Annotated in this window: 14 protein-coding genes; 13 read left to right on the forward strand and 1 reads right to left on the reverse strand. The window is 68.2% G+C overall.

The annotated features are described in order from the left end of the window. Positions 1 to 212 precede the first annotated feature (212 nt). The 13 genes from nirB (at position 213) to JOE31_RS16545 (ending at position 16,568) form a co-directional block, all read left to right on the forward strand. Positions 213 to 2,852 carry a nitrite reductase large subunit NirB gene (gene nirB, locus JOE31_RS16490; protein ID WP_209746442.1) on the forward strand — a complete coding sequence of 880 codons (2,640 nt, stop codon included), beginning with the start codon at positions 213 to 215 and terminating at the stop codon, positions 2,850 to 2,852. A gap of 2 nt (positions 2,853 to 2,854) precedes the next feature. After that, entirely contained in the window at positions 2,855 to 3,889 is a 1,035-nt protein-coding gene (gene cobA / locus JOE31_RS16495; protein WP_209746444.1) for a uroporphyrinogen-III C-methyltransferase, read from the forward strand. 19 nt (positions 3,890 to 3,908) lie between these two features. After that, complete coding sequence (locus JOE31_RS16500) at positions 3,909 to 5,063, forward strand: uroporphyrinogen-III synthase (RefSeq protein WP_209748527.1); 1,155 nt, start codon at positions 3,909 to 3,911, stop codon at positions 5,061 to 5,063. Positions 5,064 to 5,230: 167 nt separating this feature from the next. Then, positions 5,231 to 7,939: a GMC oxidoreductase gene (locus JOE31_RS21870; protein ID WP_209746446.1), complete on the forward strand. Its 2,709-nt coding sequence runs from the start codon at positions 5,231 to 5,233 to the stop codon at positions 7,937 to 7,939. 14 nt (positions 7,940 to 7,953) lie between these two features. Next, a complete protein-coding gene (locus tag JOE31_RS16510) occupies positions 7,954 to 9,987 on the forward strand; it encodes a hypothetical protein (RefSeq protein WP_209746448.1) in 2,034 nt (677 codons plus the stop codon). After that, positions 9,984 to 11,048 (forward strand): alpha/beta fold hydrolase, encoded by a 1,065-nt coding sequence (locus tag JOE31_RS16515; RefSeq protein WP_209746450.1) that lies wholly within the window; start codon positions 9,984 to 9,986, stop codon positions 11,046 to 11,048. The genes JOE31_RS16510 and JOE31_RS16515 overlap by 4 nt, the downstream gene beginning before the upstream one ends. After that, complete coding sequence (locus JOE31_RS16520) at positions 11,045 to 12,001, forward strand: acetoacetate decarboxylase family protein (RefSeq protein WP_209746452.1); 957 nt, start codon at positions 11,045 to 11,047, stop codon at positions 11,999 to 12,001. Before JOE31_RS16515 ends, JOE31_RS16520 begins: the two co-directional genes overlap by 4 nt. After that, positions 11,998 to 12,480 (forward strand): hypothetical protein, encoded by a 483-nt coding sequence (locus JOE31_RS16525; RefSeq protein WP_209746454.1) that lies wholly within the window; start codon positions 11,998 to 12,000, stop codon positions 12,478 to 12,480. Before JOE31_RS16520 ends, JOE31_RS16525 begins: the two co-directional genes overlap by 4 nt. 28 nt (positions 12,481 to 12,508) lie before the next feature. Next, on the forward strand, positions 12,509 to 12,988 hold the full coding sequence (locus JOE31_RS21605; protein ID WP_245199225.1) for a hypothetical protein: 480 nt from the start codon (positions 12,509 to 12,511) through the stop codon (positions 12,986 to 12,988). Then, positions 12,985 to 14,349 (forward strand): patatin-like phospholipase family protein, encoded by a 1,365-nt coding sequence (locus tag JOE31_RS16530; RefSeq protein WP_307864437.1) that lies wholly within the window; start codon positions 12,985 to 12,987, stop codon positions 14,347 to 14,349. Before JOE31_RS21605 ends, JOE31_RS16530 begins: the two co-directional genes overlap by 4 nt. 201 nt (positions 14,350 to 14,550) lie before the next feature. Next, on the forward strand, positions 14,551 to 15,429 hold the full coding sequence (locus JOE31_RS16535; protein ID WP_209746458.1) for an FAD-dependent oxidoreductase: 879 nt from the start codon (positions 14,551 to 14,553) through the stop codon (positions 15,427 to 15,429). A gap of 92 nt (positions 15,430 to 15,521) precedes the next feature. Then, positions 15,522 to 16,265: a deoxyribose-phosphate aldolase gene (deoC, locus tag JOE31_RS16540; RefSeq protein WP_374100857.1), complete on the forward strand. Its 744-nt coding sequence runs from the start codon at positions 15,522 to 15,524 to the stop codon at positions 16,263 to 16,265. Between the two features lie 72 nt (positions 16,266 to 16,337). Next, positions 16,338 to 16,568 carry a hypothetical protein gene (locus tag JOE31_RS16545; protein ID WP_209746460.1) on the forward strand — a complete coding sequence of 77 codons (231 nt, stop codon included), beginning with the start codon at positions 16,338 to 16,340 and terminating at the stop codon, positions 16,566 to 16,568. A 51-nt stretch (positions 16,569 to 16,619) separates the two neighbouring features. On the opposite strand, the gene JOE31_RS16550 is transcribed toward JOE31_RS16545, so the two are convergent. Then, complete coding sequence (locus JOE31_RS16550; protein ID WP_209746462.1) at positions 16,620 to 17,447, reverse strand: metal-dependent hydrolase; 828 nt, start codon at positions 17,445 to 17,447, stop codon at positions 16,620 to 16,622. Between the last annotated feature and the right edge of the window lies 1 nt (position 17,448).

Consider the following 17,448-nt stretch of genomic DNA (forward strand, 5'->3'; position numbering starts at 1 on the left):
GCGGCCACATCTCAAAGCTAGGGCTGCGGTGTTTCGGCGGCGTGCAGTCAATGTGTCCGGCACGTAAAAGGCAACTCACCTGTCCGGAAATCCGTTCGTGATGCAGAAGTTAAGTTCACGAAACATAAGGGAAACTGAAGCGAAACTGCCCGTGCCTAGTCTGGAACGACAAGCTGCAGAGCACCGTCTGCGGCCCATGCGAAAGGCCCACAGTGACCGGACAGACTTCAAGCACCCAGACACCACGCCGCATCGTGGTCGCCGGCGGCGGCCCCGCGGCCCACCGCTTTGCGGACGCAATGCACGCCCGTGGCCTTGAAGGCTGGCAGGTAACCGTGCTCACCGAGGAAGCCCACCTTCCCTACGACCGCGTAGCCCTCAGCAAGGCGCTCACGGACAGCAGCGTGGACCTCACCCTCGGCAGCGCCTCCATGTGGGACCACGACGCCCTGGCGCTGAAGACCGGCGAACGCGTCATCAGGATCAACCACGCTGCCAAGTCCGTGGAGACGGCAGCGGGCAACACCTATGAATTCGACGAGCTCGTGGTGGCCACCGGCTCCGACGCCGCCCGCCTGCCGATCCCCGGCGCCGAGCACGTGCACGTCTACCGCACACTCGAAGACGTGTGGGCGATCAACAAGGCAATCGCCGAACTCACCGAAAAGCTCGGCCGCAAGATCACCGCCGTCACCATCGGCGGCGGGCTCCTGGGCCTCGAATCAGCGGCAGGCACCGAACAGCTCGGCGCGACTCCCGTTGTGATCAACGGCGCCCCCTGGCTCATGAACACCCAGCTGGATGAAGGCGCGGGCCAGGCGCTCGGCCGCCTGATCGAAGCCAAGGGCTTCACCGTCCACGGCGGCGTGTTCCCCTCCGAGGTGCTCTCCGAAGAGGGCCAGGTCACCGGCGTGCTGATGGCGGACGGCCGCATCATCCCCGCCGACCTCGTCATCGTTGCCATCGGCGTGAAGCCGCGCGACGAACTCTTCCGCGCCGCCGAAGGCGAGGAACAGCTCTTCGATCTCGGCCCGCGCGGCGGCGTGGTGATCACCGACGGCTGTGAAACCCAGATCCCCGGAATCTGGGCGATCGGCGAAGTGGCAAACTTCGGCGGCATGTGCCTTGGCCTCGTGGCGCCCGCCAACACCATGGCGGAAATTGTGGCCGACCGCCTGCACGGCGGCGACGCCACCTTCCCGGGATTCGACACCGCCACTAAGCTCAAGCTCTCCGGCGTGGACGTTGCCAGCTTCGGCGATGCCTTTGCCCGCACCGAACACTCACTGGAGATCGTTTACGCGGACCCGGCCCGCGGCGTCTACCAGAAGATTGTCACCACCGACGATGCCAAGACCCTCCTGGGCGGCATCTTCGTGGGCGATGCCACCCCGTACACGAGCCTCCGTCCCATGCTGGGCCGCGAACTCGCCGCCGAGCCCGGCGCCTACCTCACCGCTGCAGGCGGCGGGGACGCCCCGGAGACCGAACTGCCTGACGACGCCATTCTCTGTTCCTGCAACAACGTGTCGGCTGGAACCATCCGCGACGCCGTCAACGGCTGCGGCGCCTGCGACGGCAACGCTCCCGTCCAGGAACTCGGCGAGCTGAAGGGCTGCACCCGGGCCGGAACCAGCTGCGGTTCCTGCGTGCCGATGCTCAAGAAGCTGCTCGAGACCGAGCTGACCAAGTCCGGCGTCGAGGTCTCCAAAGCGCTGTGCGAGCACATCGAGCTGTCCCGCCAGGAATTGTTCGAAACCATACGGGTCCTGGAACTGACCTCCTTCGAAGAGATCATGGCCAAGTACGGCACCGGCACCGGCTGCGACATCTGCAAGCCGACCATCGCCAACATCCTGGCCAGCCAGAACAGCGCCTACGTCCTGGACGCCGGCCGCGGCACCCTGCAGGACACCAACGACCGCGCCCTCGCCAACATGCAGAAGGACGGCACCTACTCGGTGGTCCCGCGCATCGCCGGCGGCGAGATCACCCCGAAGAAGCTCGGCGTGATCGCAGCCGTGGCGGAGAAGTACAACCTCTACACCAAGATCACCGGAGGCCAGCGGATCGACATGTTCGGTGCCCGGCTGGAGCAGCTCCCGGAAATCTGGAAGGAACTGGTGGACGCCGGTTTCGAGTCCGGCCAGGCCTACGGCAAGAGCCTGCGCACCGTGAAGTCCTGCGTCGGTTCCACCTGGTGCCGCTTCGGCGTCCAGGACTCGGTGGCCATGGCCATCCAGCTCGAGCTCCGCTACCGCGGCCTCCGCAGCCCGCACAAGCTCAAGATGGGCGTCTCCGGCTGTGCCCGGGAATGCGCCGAAGCCCGCGGCAAGGACGTCGGCGTGATCGCCACCGCCGACGGCTGGAACCTCTACGTCGGCGGCAACGGCGGCGCCACCCCGGCCCACGCCCAGCTGCTGGCCAAGGACCTCGACGACGAAACCCTGATCAAGTACATCGACCGCTACTTCATGTACTACATCCGCACCGCCGACCGCCTGCAGCGCACCGCTCGCTGGCAGGAAGAGCTCGACGGCGGCATCAAGCACGTTGAGGATGTGGTGGTCAAGGACACCCTGGGCATCGCCGAGGAACTCGAAGCCGCCATGGCCAAGCACGTCGACACCTACGTCGACGAATGGGCCGACACCCTTAAGGATCCCGAGCGCCTGCGCCGGTTCCGTTCCTTCGTCAACGCCCCCGACCAGAAAGACGACTCCATCACGTTCGTCTCCGACGAGCGCGGCCAGATGCGCCCGGCCACCGCTGAGGAAAAAGGCAAGGTCCTCATCGGGGCCACCATCCCGATGCGTCCCTCCACCCCGGAACTCGACAAGAACGAGGTATAGGCATGCAGCTCAGCATTGATCTCACCGGCCGCGAAGTCCTGGTCACCGGATCCGACCACGCCGCACGGCAGGCGGTCCGCCGCTATCAGGCCGCCGGCGCCGTCGTCTCGAGGCTCAGCACCCCGCAGGGCGCAAGCCACGACGGGCCGCTGCCCGAGCGCCCGTTCCTCGTGGCTGCCGTCGACGACGGCCAGCCCGGCTGGGAGGCGCTGCTGCACCGCTGCCGCGCGACCGGCATCCCGGTGGCGGTGGAACCGGCTGCAGGAGCAGCGGGCCACGTCACCCTGGTGGGCGGCGGTCCCGGCGTCGGCGAACTGCTCACTGTTGCCGCCGTCAAGGCGCTGCGCGATGCCGACGTCGTGTTTTACGACCGGCTGGCTCCCTACCAGGAACTGCCGTCCCTGACCACGGCCGAACTGGTGGATGTGGGCAAGCAGCCCGGCCACCACAAGGTCAGCCAGGGCGATATCGAGAAGCTCATGGTGCAGAGCGCCCTGGCCGGCAACAACGTGGTCCGCCTCAAGGGCGGGGACCCGTACGTGTTCGGCCGCGGCGGCGAAGAAGTTGCCGCCTGCGTGGCCGCCGGGGTGCCGGTCAAGGTCGTATCCGGGGTCACCAGCGCCATCTCCGTCCCGGCAGCCGCAGGGATCCCGGTCACCCACCGCGAAGTCAGCCACATGTTCACTGTGGTGTCCGGCCACGCCCCGCTGACCGAGAAGGAGCTCACCCACCTGGCCGGGCTGGGCGGGACCATCGTGGTCCTCATGGGCATCGGAACACTGCACCAGCTGGCCGCCGGCCTGCGCCGGGCGGGCATGCCGGCAGACATGCCGATGGCCGTCGTCGAACGCGGCTACCGCCCCGGACAGCGCACCACCATCGCCCAGCTGGGTACGATTGTCACCGCGGCCGCCGACTGCACCAACCCGGCAGTGCTGGTCATCGGCGAGGTGGTGCGGGTGGCTGAAGCCAACCGCGGGCACGCCGAGGCGGCGGCTGATCTCGACCGCCTCGCAGCGTCACTGATTGAATCGTGAAAGAAAACCCATGAGCGCCATGAACTCAATTGCCCCCGCTTCCGCCGCCGGCCCGCAGGACTCCCCCGCGGCCGACGCCCCCGATTCGCCCCTGGAGGGGTTCCGGATCGGAGTGACGTCGCACCGGCGCTCCCAGGACCTGATTGAGGCCCTGGAGCGGCGCGGGGCGGAGGTACTGCACGCTCCCGCGCTCAAGATCGCACCGGTGCAGGAGGACATGCGGCTCATCGAGGACACCAAGGCCATCATTGCCGCCAAGCCCGATCTGTGTATCGCCACCACCGCCTACGGCATGCGCCGCTGGTGCGAGGCGGCTGACGCCTCCGGCATCGGCGACGAACTCCTGGAGACCCTCGCGGCCTGCCGCATGTTCGTCCGCGGCCCCAAGGCACGCGGCGCCGTCCGCGCCGCCGGACTCGCCGACGTCGGAATCAGCAGCGACGAAACCACGGCCACCCTGGTGGACATGCTGCTGAAGGAGGGCGTCCGCGGCAAGACCGTGGCGGTACAGCTTCACGGCTACACGGACGTCCGCCAGCTGGAACGGCTCAAGATGTCAGGTGCCACCGTCCTGACCGTGACCCCCTACCGCTGGGTCAAGCCCGACGGCGAGGACAAACTGCCGCGGCTGATCGAGGCAGTCTGCAGCGGCAACCTGGACGTCCTGACGTTCACCAGCGCGCCCGCCGTCGACGCCATGTGGAGCACCGCCCACGAGATGGGCCTCTACAAGCAGCTCGTCGACGCCCTGAAGACCACCGTCACCACCGCCGTCGTCGGTCCCATCACGGCGCAGCCGCTGATCGACGCCGGACTGTCACCGCTCATTCCGGAACGCTTCCGGATGGGCGCGCTGATCCGGCTGGTCTGCGAACACCTTGCCCTGAACCACGTCCGCCGCCTGGACACCCGGTCCGGCAGCGTGGAGCTCCGCGGACGGTCACTCCGGATCGACGGGGAACCGGTCGAAATGGCACCGGCGCCCCTCCTGCTGCTGCGGGCCCTGCTGGGCGCAGAAGGCGCCGTCCTGTCCCGGGAATCCCTCTCCGAACTTCTCGAACTGCGCGGCTCCGTGCACGCGCTGGACATGACTGTCAGCCGGCTCCGGTCCTCGCTGCCGGACGGCCGCATGGTGGAGACCGTGGTCAAGCGCGGATACCGGATCCGGGTCTAGCGGTTCCCTGCCGGCGCCGGCCGCGGCCGCAATCCGTGGACAGACCCGGGCCGCAGTGGGAACATGTCGCTATGGTTTGCGTCTGACCGCCCCGTGGCCGCGTTCGTACCGCTCCGGTACGTGGCCGCAGTGGCGTCCGGCGAGTCAGCTCTTCCAAGGGGAATTGCGTGGAACCGGTGGTGCAAGGGGACGATGATCCCGCGGAGTCGGTGGACGCCGTGGTGGTGGGCTCCGGCTTCGGCGGATCGGTAGCGGCCTACCGTTTAGCGGACGGCGGCCAGTCCGTCGTCCTGATGGAACGGGGCAGGGCCTACCCGCCGGGAAGCTTCGCCAGGACACCGGCCGAGATGGGCCGGAACTTCTGGGATCCGGACAAAGGCCTCTACGGTCTCTTTGACGCCTGGACCTTCCGGGGCCTGGAAGGAATCGTCTCCAGCGGCCTGGGCGGCGGATCCTTGATTTACGCGAACGTACTGCTGCGCAAGGACAAGAACTGGTTTGTCCAGGAATCCCCCGTTCCCGGCGGAGGCTACGAAAGCTGGCCCTTTAGCAGGCAGGACCTCGAGCCCTATTACGATGCCGCCGAAGCCATGCTCCGCCCCGTGCCCTACCCTTACCAGGACACCCCCAAGACCCTGGCCATGGAAACCGCCGCGCGCGCACTCGGACTCAGCATCACGCGGCCGCCCATCGCCGTCACCTTCTCCCAGTCGCCGGGCGCCGCCCCCGCCAGGAACAAGGTGCTGCCGCCTGCCCCGTACGGAAGCGTCCATGGCGAGGGGACGGTGCGCACCACCTGCACCCTGTCCGGCGAATGCGACATCGGGTGCAACACCGGTGCCAAGAACACCCTGGACCACAACTACCTGTCCGCGGCCAAGGCTGCCGGCGCGGACATCCGGACCCACCACGACGTCCGCGGCATCCGCCCCCTTCCGGGAGGCGGCTATGAAGTCCGCTACGTAGTCCACGATCCCGCAGACGCCACGCCCGGGCTCCTGCGCGAACAGCTGATCCACTGCCGCCGGCTCATCCTCGCCGCCGGAACGTTCGGCACCACGTTCCTGCTGCTGCGCAACCGCGCCTCACTGCCCGCGCTCAGCCCTGCACTGGGCACCAGGTTCAGCGGAAACGGGGACCTGCTGGGCTTCGTCCTTGACGCCAAGGACCCCGACGGCGTCACGCGCACGCTCTCGGGCAGCATGGGACCGGTGATCACCACGGCCATCCGCACGCCCGACTCCACCGACGGCGGCGACGGCCGCGGGTACTACATCGAAGACGCCGGGTACCCCTCCTTCATGAACTGGCTCCTGGAAACCGGACAATTCCGCCAGGTGGCAAAGCGCGCGGGCAAAGTGATGGTGCAGCTCCTCAAGGACCGGCTCTTCCAGGCCCAGCGCTCCAACATCTCCGCCGATCTTGCCGCGGCCCTGGGAGACGGCCGGCTGTCGGCGTCCTCCGTGCCCCTGCTCGGCATGGGCCGGGACATACCGGACGGCGTGATGACGCTCCAGGGCGGCCGGCTGGCCATCAACTGGACCCTCGCCACCTCGGCTGCGTACTTCGGCCGGATGCAGGCCACAATGCAGGCGATCGCCACGGAACTGGGCGGGAGCTTCAAGCAGAATCCGCTCTGGTGGAGCAAGCGGGTCATCACCGTGCATCCGCTGGGGGGCGCCCCGGCAGGACGGAACAGCAGCGAAGGCGTGTGCGACTCCTACGGTGAGGTCTTTGGCTATCCCGGGCTGCATGTGGTGGACGGCGCCGTGATGCCCGGGCCGGTGGGTGCCAACCCCGCCCTGACCATCGCCGCCTTTGCCGAACGGGCCTGCCACCGGATCCTGGACGGAACCGGTGCGGACCGGCAGCGCGGCGGCCTGGACACCGCCGCCTTCCCGCCGGGAAGCGTCGACGGCGGGACGCCCGACGGAGGGATTCCCGGCTACCAGCCGGGGCCGCTTCGCGCCCTGGTGCCGGACGCTACCAAAGGTGCCAGGGCCCCCGCCGAAGAAGGCACGTTCGTCCCGCGGGCCGCCAGCAGGTCGCTGGGCCTGCGATCCGCAAAATCCCCGGAGGCCGCCGTCTCCCTCGAAAGTGAGGCCCTGCAGGAAGCTGAGATCGAGGAGGAAACCGAACTGGCCGAAACAGGGCCGTCCTCCGTCAGTTTCACCGAACAGATGCACGGGTGGTTCAGCGCAGGCGTGACGGACCCCGAGGCAGGACGCAGCCTGGGCCGTGACCGGAGCCGCCGGATGATGTTCGAGCTCACCATCACCGCCCCGGATATTGACGCGTTCGTCCGTGATCCGCTCCATCCGGCCACGGCTGAAGGCTACGTCCTGGCAGACCAGTTCGGCGGCCGCCTGCCGGTGGAACGTGGCTGGTTCAACCTCTTCGTCAAGGACGGTCCTGAACCTGCCGGCCGGAAGATGCTCTACCGGCTCTGGCTGCGGGATCCGGGTGGCACTCCGCTGACCTTTGTGGGCCACAAGGACGTCCGCAACGATGCAGGCTTCGACGTCTGGGGTGACACCACCACGCTTTACGTCACCGTCCTGCGCGGGCATGTTCCGCCTCCGGACCCGGTCGCTCCCACTGCCACTGCCCCGAGTTTTCGTCCAGATAATAAGACTTCCGCGCCCCGGAACCCCCTCGATGTGGACAAAAACGGGGCCATGGTGGCGGGCGCAGGGATGCTGTTCATCCGGCCGTGGGACTTCGCCCGCCAACTGACCACGTTCCGCGTCGCCGGCCCGAACCCTGCGAGCGCCCTGGCAGCATTCGGCAAGGTCTTTCTCGGCGAGCTCTGGCAGGTGTACGGCCGCCGGATGCACGGCCGCGTTGACGCCGGCAAGGCCGCCGGCCGGCAGTGAAGGGCGACGGGGGCATGAAACGGGCTGAGCTGGCACAGCACAGCGACAGGCTTGGCTTCACTCCGCGGGACGCAGTGCGCTGGCTCGCCCCGGCCCAGCTGGGCAGGACCGCCGTGCGGGTTGTCCTCGCGTCCGTCTTCGCCGATTTCGGCGACAAACGTGAACTGGAGGGCGGCTTCCCCCGCTACGATCTCGACCTGGACAGGCTGCCCGTCCCCGGCCAGCCCGCGCAGCCGGTAGTCCGCGACCTGGGGCTGCCCGGAACGCCGCGCACGTCACGCTCCGACGAACCCGCCGAAGAAACCGACGGCCAGGGAGCCGGCCTCGCGGACGGGTCCGGGGCCGCTGCACTGTGGCTGGATTTCACGGCCGACCTCGGCGACGGCTTTGATGCCACCTACACGGTGGCGTCGTTGCTGGCCGAAAAGTCGCTGCTGGTGGACGGGCATGAACTGAGCCGCGGCAAGGTGCTGGTGCTGGGCGGGGACGAGGTGTATCCGGTGGCCGCGCCCGCCGCCTACGAGGACCGCATGGTGGGGCCGTACCGGACGGCGCTGCCCGGCGGCGGCTCCCCCGGCCGGGACGGCGTGCTGCTGGCGCTGCCCGGCAACCATGACTGGTACGACGGACTGACCTCCTTCATCCGGCTGTTCACCCGGCAACGGAACATCGGCGGCTGGCGGACCATCCAGACGCGCAGCTACTTCGCCCTCCGGCTGACGGGCGGGGACGACTCCCCCGGCTGGTGGCTCGTGGGCCTGGACAGCCAGCTGGGCCAGTACATCGACGAACCGCAGCTGGACTACTTCTACAACACGGTGACCACCAGGCTGCTGCCGGGCGATGCCATCATCCTCTGCGTGGCAGCGCCCTACTGGGTGCGGGAAACGGAAAACGCGAATGCTTTCCGGCAGGTGCACTTCTTCGAGCAGGACTACTTGCGGCGCCGTTTCAACCACCGTGCCGGGGTGTTCGAGGAAACGGGGGCGTCCGTGCGGCTGTGGCTCACCGGGGACCTGCACCACTATTCGCGATACGAGGAACTGGCACCGGAAGCGCCCGGCCAACGGACCGGCGCCCGGCCCGGGGACGACCCGCGCCGGACCCAGCTCATCACCTGCGGCCTGGGCGGCGCGTTCCTCCTGGACGCCCGGTGGCTGCCTGCGGAGCTCACGCTTCCGGCGCACCAGCCCGCACATGCCGTCACCGGCACGGAGCCCCGCACCCCGGCCGCCGCAGAACCACGGAGCAATCCCCGCCCCGGCCGACGCTTCGCCCTGGCTCCGGGAACCTTCCCGGGCAAGGCAGAGTCCCGGCAGTTCCGCGGACGCCTGGCCAATCCGCTGACACCGTTCTGGCTGCCGCTGCGGAACCCGGGCTTCGGCTCGGCACTCGGCATCGCGCACCTGGTGGCTGCGCTGACGCTCTGGACCGTCTTCAGTGCATTCCGCGGCCTCTCCTTCGTGGACAGCCTGCTCAGCCTGAGGGCAGGCAATACCGGGCTCCTCGCGGTAGCGATCCTCGCAGTCCCCCTGTTCCTGCTCCTGCTGCTAGTCACCCTCGGCACCGCGCTCGGCCTCGCCCGGGATCCCCGGGAAGACGGCGCCGGGTTCACGGTTGCCCGGGGTGCGCTGTGGCAGCTCACGGCGCTCGGGGCGGGAATCGCCGTCGTCCTCCTCCTGCCGTGGCAGGCGGCATGGCCGCCGTTCCTGACGCTTGCGCTGGTACTCGCCATCATCTTCGCCACCGGGTTTGGAGCCGGCAGCGAAGCGTTCGCGCTCTTCATCCTGGGCACGCCACGCGGAGAAGTGGCGTCGTGGGCAATGTCCGGCCAGGCCATTGAGGACCACAAGGGCTTCCTGCGGATCCGGATCACGGCAGACGGCAACCTGACGGTCTATCCCGTGGCAGTGGACCGCGTCTGCCGGGACTGGACCCTGACGGAAAACGACGACGGCGGCCTCCGCCCCGTGCCGGCAACCGGATTGCCGCCGCTTCGGCTTTTCGAACCGCCGGTCACCGTCGCCAGGGAAGGATTCGCGCCATGAACAGCCCCCGCACCATCACCCGGGCGGACCACGTCACGGAAGTCATCCCGTTTACCGCCCGCGACGGCACGCCGCTGACCCTGGTGCACGTCACCAGCGCTGCACCGGCCGACTCCGGGGCTCCGGAAAAAGGGCCGGTGCTGCTGGTCCACGGGGCCGGGGTCCGCGCCGAGCTTTTCCGGCCTCCGCTGCCGCGGACCCTCGTGGACGCCCTGCTGGAAGACGGTTGGGACGTCTGGCTCCTGAACTGGCGGGCCTCCATCGACCTGGAACCCCTCTCCTGGACCCTGGGCGACGCCGCGGTGTACGACCACCCTGCCGCCGTCGACTACGTCCTGGGAGCCACCGGCGCCGAAACGCTGAAGGCGGTCATCCATTGCCAGGGGTCGGTTTCCTTCACCATGGCGGCCGTGGCCGGGCTCCTGCCCCGGGTGGATACGGTGGTGTCCAACGCAGTGTCCCTGCATCCCGTGATCCCGCTGTGGTCGGTCATCAAGATCACCTACCTTGCCGAGCTGCTGAAGCCGTTCACGCCCTGTCTTTCGCCTGCGTGGGGCTACAAATCCAACGGATACTTCTCCCGCATCCTCAGGTCCATGGTCAAGGCCACCCACCACGAATGCGACAACCTGGTGTGCCGGCTGGTCAGCTTCACGTACGGCAGCGGCCGGCCCGCGCTCTGGTCCCACGAGAACCTGGATGTGGCCACCCACGACTGGATCAGCGGGGAGTTTGCCGAGGTGCCGTTCACGTTCCTGTCCGAGATGGGCCGCAGCGTGCTGGCCCGGCGCATGGTTGCCGCGGGGAACCACCCGGAACTGCCCGCCAACTTCCTGGCCGAAGCGCCGCAGACCGACGCCAGGTTCTCCTTCCTGGCCGGCCGCAACAACCGCTGCTTCCTGCCCGAAAGCCAGGAGCGGACCTTCGCCTTCTTCCAGGGCCACCGGCCCGGCAGGGATTCCCTGCACCTGTTGCCCGGGTACGGGCACCTGGACGTCTTCTTCGGTGCCCGCGCCTGGGCGGACACCTATCCCGTCATCCTCAAGGAGCTGAACAGATGAACAAACTCATCGGTCTTGCCGCTTCCCTGCTGCGGCTGGTGCCCTCCCCCGTGCCGCACCGCCAGGAGCGCCTGCGGGGACAACACGCCACGGTGGACGGCATCAAATACTCGATGCCGGTCAACTCCGACGATTCCCCCGTGCTGATGGCGGCCTTTCCCATCAACAAGCGCGCGGCCGCTGCGATCCTGCCCGGCACTGAGCTGCGTCCGTTCAGCCTGGGCGGCAAGGGGCTGCTGGTGGTCACCGTGGTGAACTACAAATCGACGGACATCGGCAAATACATCGAATACTCGCTGGCGATCGCCGTCACGCACGGCTCCCGGCCGGCACCTCCGCTGCTGCCGCTGGTCTTCCAAAAGACATTCGGGCTGGGCCAGTACGTGGTGGACCTGCCGGTCAGCACCGAGGTTTCGGTCAAAGGCGGCAAAGGCATCTGGGGCATGCCCAAACACCAGGCCAACCTGGACTTCGTGGTCACCGACGCGACGGTTTCGGCGCAGTACGACGACGGCGGCAGGCTGGGCTGCTTCATCGAGATTGAACGGCCCCCGGCGATGGGCATCCCGCTCAAGCTCGCCGCCTCCAACTATTGCGCCTTCCGCGGGATGCTCATGAAATCCGACATCTACTTCGAAGCCACCGGGGACATCGCCCTGGGTGGCGACGCCAGGGCCCGGCTGGTGCTGGGCGACGCGCCGGGCGTTGCCGCCCTCAAGAACCTAAAGCCGGCGGAGAATCCGGTGTTCACCGCCTACCTGCCCGAAGCCCACGGAGTGCTGGACGACCACTACGAGGCCTGGTTCCTCACGGCACCAACGGCCGAGGAAGCCGCCCGGATTCCCGGCGGCGACCCGCTCGAGTCCGTCGTTGGCCTGGGCCAGGGCCAGGACTGGCTGCCCGCACCGGACCGGAGCACCACGGCCCGCACCGGCACCGGAGACACCCGGTGAACTGGCTCCTGCTGCTGAACGCGCTGTACTTCCTGTTCGGCGCCACCATGTACGTGGGCACCATGTGGGTGCTGAAGTTCTTCCTTTACCCCACCTGGGAGTCCCTGAACCGGGGCAACGTGGACATGCACTTCGGCATCCCCACCCGCCAGGCCACCAAGTTCTTCACCGTGGTGGTGCCGCCGATGTTCATCAGCGGCATCATCCTGGTCTGGACGGAATGGGGCACGGTCCGGATCATCCCCGCTGTGCTGTGCCTCCTCGGGATCATCACCCTCACCGTGGTGGGCCAGGCCATGATCATTCCCGTCAACATCAGGATCCGGGGCGGAGACTTTGTTGACGACGCCGAACTGCGTTCCCTGCTGCGCCGGTGGATGCTGCTGAACGACATCCGCTTCTACGTTTCCACGCTCACCTGGCTGGCCATCGTCTGGCTGCTGGTGGACCGGGGCCGGTTGTGGGAGGCGTTCGCATGAGCAGGGCGCAGCATCCGCGGGGCAGAGCATGAGCGGGGCGGTAGGCCCGTCCGGGGCGGCCTTTCCCGGCATCGGCGCCTGGATCGCGGCCGATCCGCTGCGTGCCGTCCTGGCCGCGATCGCCGTCGTCACCGTCTTTTCCGGTGCGGTGCAGATCCCGTTCGGCGGCGCCGTCCTGGAGCTGCTGGGCGCGGAGCCGACGACGGCGGCCCGCCAGCTGTTCGCCACCGTGGGGATGTTCATGGTGGTGGTCGGCGGACTTCTGCTCCACACGCTGCTGCGACCGCAGCCGGCGGCCGAAGTACTGCTGTGGTCCGGCGTGCAGAAGGCGGGGGCATGCGCCGCCGTCGCGGTCGGGGTCCTCAACGGCGTCTTCGCGCCCGTGGCGCTGGCCGTGGCCGCGTTCGACCTTGCGACGGCGGCACTCTGCCTGATCTACCTGCGCCGCCTGGTCTATCTGCGAGGGGCTGGCGGGGGCTACGGCCCCGGTTCGGGGGAACGACCGTGAAGCGCTCGCTGGTCCTGGCGGGGGGCGGCATGCGCGTGGCATGGCAGGCCGGAGTGGTGCGCGCGCTGGCGGAAGAGGGGCTGCACTTTGACCACGTGGACGGGACCTCCGGCGGCATCCTGACTGCGGGCATGCTGCTGTCCGGGGTGTCGCCAGAGGACATGTGCAGGAACTGGTCCGGCGTGAACGTCAAGGACTTCGGCTCGGCGCTGCCCCTGGGCGACTACGTCAAGGGCCCGTGGTCACTGCCCGCCATCGGCGACGCCGACGGCCTGCTCGGCAAGGTGTTCCCGGCCCTCGGGATCGACGCCGGCGAGATCCGTCGCCGCGCCGCCCTGCCGGGCGCCGTCGAGGGCACCTTCAACGTGGTGGAGTTCACCGAAAAGCGCTGTCACGCCATCGACGCCCGTGACGTGGATCCCGAACTGATGGCGGCGGGAATGTCCTTGCCCATTTTCCTCACTCCGCTGCGGCGTGAGGGGAAAGTCTGGACGGATGCGGTCTGGATCCGTGACGCCAACGTTGCCGAAGCCCTCCGCCGCGGGGCGGACGAGGTGTGGCTGGTCTGGTGCATCGGCAACACCGGGTACTGGGGCGACGGTCCGCTGGAGCAGTACGTGCACATGATCGAGATGAGCGCCATGGGCGCGTTGCTGGCAGACTTCGAGGCTGCGGGAGCGGCCGGACGGGACTTCGTCCTCCACGTGGTCAGGCCGGAGAATCCCCTGCCGCTGGACCCGGAGTTCTACCTGAACCGCATCGATGCGGACACGCTGATCGCCATGGGGTACCGGGACGCCCGCAACTATTTCAAGGACATGACCGCCGAAGGCCTGCCCAAGGACGCTTCCTGCACTGCGATGGCGGAACCGCCCGCCGGCATCCGCTTCACCGAGCGGTTTGCCGGACAGGGAAGCGGCGACGCCGGAGGCCAGGACGTCCGGCTGACGGTTACGGTGACCCTGCCCCTGGACGGTTCAGGCGCAGCGGCCGGGCTCACGGGTTTCCTCGACCACGCGCCGTTCGGTTCCAGGGTGTTCCTGGCGGGCGGACGGGTGGACGTCCGCGGCGAGTCGGTGACCTACCGGGCGTCCGTCCATGCGGGCGGCGCCTGGCACCGGCTGTCCCTGGCCAGGGTCTTCCACGACGATCCCGGACCGGACGCCTGGGAGGACACCAGGCAGGCCCGTCTCACGGTGGGATCGCTGCTGGATGCCCCGGTCACCATGGGGCTGGCGGACGCGGCAGCCCTGATCGCTTCGGTGGAACCAGCTGGTGTCCACGGTCCCGGAGAACGCGCCGGCGTCGTCGCCAAAGTCGTGGCCGGAGGCCTCCGGGAGGCATTCCGCCGCTATGGCTGACCAATGAAGGACGGGGCAGGGCCCTGATTGTGAGCCGGAACACACCGAAGGACACATTTGTTGCCGGCTGGTAAACATCGTGGAACGAGCAGGGACATTCCGGCAACAACCGGGAAACACCCCGGAAAAACCGTACGCCTAGGCTGATTCCCATCAGCAACCCGGGCCTGACAACGGCCTCACCAGCGAAAGGGCCTTCACATGTCCGCTCCGGCACCGTCCATCTCCTCCTCCGCCACGTTCCGGGGGTCATCCCCGGCACCGCGCGTGGTCATTGCCGGCGCCGGACCCGCTGCCCGAGCCCTGGTGGGCCAGCTGGAGAGGTCCCGTTTCGCAGGCACCGTCACGGTGCTCAGCAACCGCGACGACGCCCCGACCGAGCTTCTGGAGCTGGCAGCCCTTCCGCAGGTTTCCGTCCGTTTCGGGCAGCCGGCCAGCTTCATTGATGCGGCCAACCGCACGGTGGCCACCGCGGACGGCATGGAGTTCAGCTACGACCAGCTGGTGATTGCCACCGGCTCCGCCCCGGCCCTGGCTCCCGTGGACGGCGCCGGCCGGTGCCTCAGCTACTCCACCATTGACGACGCCGCCCGTATTGGCGACGCCGTCAAGGAAGTCACCCGTGTGCTCGGGCGCAGGCCGCTGGGGATCCTGGTGGGGACGGGCCCCGAGGCGGGACAGGCCGAAGCGGTGCTACGGGCCCGCGGCGTCAGGCCTATCCGCACCACGCTCCGGCCGGCTACGGTGGTCCCGACACTGGCGGGTTCGGCACTCCCCGCCGCCGGGATTGTGTTCGAGGACGGCAGCAGCATGAACGGCGACCTGGTGGTCCTCGCCGAGGAGCGGGTGGCCAGGGATGGCCTGGCGGCGAGCGCAGGCCTTCAGACGGCCGCCAACGGCGGGATCGTGATCGGCCAGGACTTCCGGACGTCCGTTCCGGGGATCTGGGCCATCGGCGACGCCGCCTCGTTCGACGGCGTCCGCCTGGGCCTGCTCGTGGCGTCAGGCTCCGCGGCGGGCGTCTGCGCAGCCCAGCTCATGCAGGCCACGCTGCAGGAACCTGTGCCCGCTGCGGCTTAGCCCCGTTGTGGCAAGATGGTCACCTGAGAAGCCAAGTAGAACACGGCGCCTGTTGCCCACAAGGCCCGGCAGGCCCACCAGGAAGGACCACCATGAGCAACGAAGCCACCGCGGCCGGCATGCCTGAAACCACCGCCGGCGTCACGGCGCCCGGGGCCACCGCACCCGGAGAAATCGCCTCCTTCATCGACCACACGCTGCTGAAGCCTGAGGCCAGCGAAGCGGAGATCCTCAAGGTCTGTTCCGAGGCCGCCGAGTACCGCTTCAAATCCGTCTGCGTGAACCCGGTGTGGGTGAAGACCGTTACCAACGCGCTCAAGGGTTCGGGCGTCCTGACCTGTTCGGTGGTCGGCTTCCCCCTCGGTGCCACCCCCACCGATGTCAAGGCCTTCGAAGCCCGCGGCGCTGTGCTGGACGGCGCCGACGAGGTGGACATGGTGATCAACATTGCGGCCGCCCGCGCAGATGACAAAGGCGCGCTGGTTGATGACATCCGGGCCGTCGCCGAGGCCGTGCACGGCAGCGACGCCATCTTGAAGGTGATCATCGAGACTGCGCTGCTCAGTGATTCCCAGAAAGTCCTGGCTTGCGAAGCGGCAGTGGAAGCAGGCGCGGACTTCGTCAAGACGTCCACGGGCTTCAACGGCGGCGGCGCCACGGTGGAGGACGTGGCCCTGATGCGCCGCACGGTGGGCCCGGATGTTGGCGTCAAGGCCTCCGGCGGCGTGCGTTCGCTGGCCGACGCTCAGGCTATGATTGCTGCAGGTGCAACACGTATTGGCGCCAGCTCCGGAATTGCGATCGTCAAGGGCGAACAGGGTTCGTCCGCGTACTGACCGGATGCGGAAGCGCCACAGTTTTTGAGCCCTTCGGGGCGTTTTGAGCCCTGCGGGGCCGAGGAGGAATGAATGTCCAAGACCGTTGATAGCCCCAAGACCCCTCAGAACGAGAACAGCCTTGCCGGAAGCATCGCCGTTTTCGTGGTCATGATGGCCCTGTTCCTCGGCTCCATCTACTCGCTGTCCTTCCTGACGCTGGGCAACCCGTGGCCGATGGCCGTCTGCCTGGTCCTCTTCGCCGCAGCGTTCTGGATCCCGCAGACCCTCCTGGGCCGCTCGGATTCGGCCGGCGAGAACTAAGACTTCCACGTTAAACAGCTGGGGCCCCCGGATTCCGGGGGCCACAGCTGTTTAACCGGCCGCGCCGAACAGGCTGTTGACCAGGGTGCTTCCCAGTGCAAGGGCTGCCGGGAAATGGGCCTTGGCCAGCGCCCAGGCCGCCACGCACATCCCCACCATGGCGTAGGCGCTGACGGGAATCAGCACCAGCCACTCGCGCCGGGAGCCGGCCCGCCCCAGCAGCGGGATGGAGAACGCGCCGTTGGCTTTCCACACGTCGTTGAGCACCGGGAGCTTCCGCAGGAACCGGGGCGGCTTGATCACGATCGGCCAGAGCAGGGGCACTCCCCCGGTGGTGATCATGTCGCCGACGATGTGCACCACCACCCCGGTGAGCATCGAGACGGGAAGCCAGGTCCATTGGTCCGGCGCGAACCAGGTGACCAGCCCGGCCATGGTCAGGGCGAAGAGCCAGTTGCTGATGAAGCCTGACTTGGGGAAGAGCTTCAGGGCCTTGGCGGCGATATTGATCATGAACATGCACAGCAGGCCGGCACCCACTGACAGCAGGCCCCAGTCAGTGTGCAGCTGTAGCTGCCCGGCAATGGTGGCCAGCAGCACGAAGAAGGCGGCCCCGAGCACCGAGTGCGTCCCCTGCCGGTGGCCGCCGCTGGCATTTTCGATCCCCACCGCGATTACGTTGGACAGCGGCGGCAGTGAATTGGCCACGGTGCTGTGGCGGTGGTCCCAGTCGCACACCAGAGCGGTTCCCGCCGTCGCCATGCCGCCGATCAGGATCCCGGTGGCGTCCAGCGGGTACCAGCCCAGGGTGTATGGCCCCGTCGAGGCAATGGCTACCCACGCCGCGGCTCCCGACGCGGCGTGGTGTCCTCCCATCATG

The organism is Arthrobacter sp. PvP023 (assembly GCF_017832975.1).
Lineage (GTDB): Bacteria > Actinomycetota > Actinomycetes > Actinomycetales > Micrococcaceae > Arthrobacter.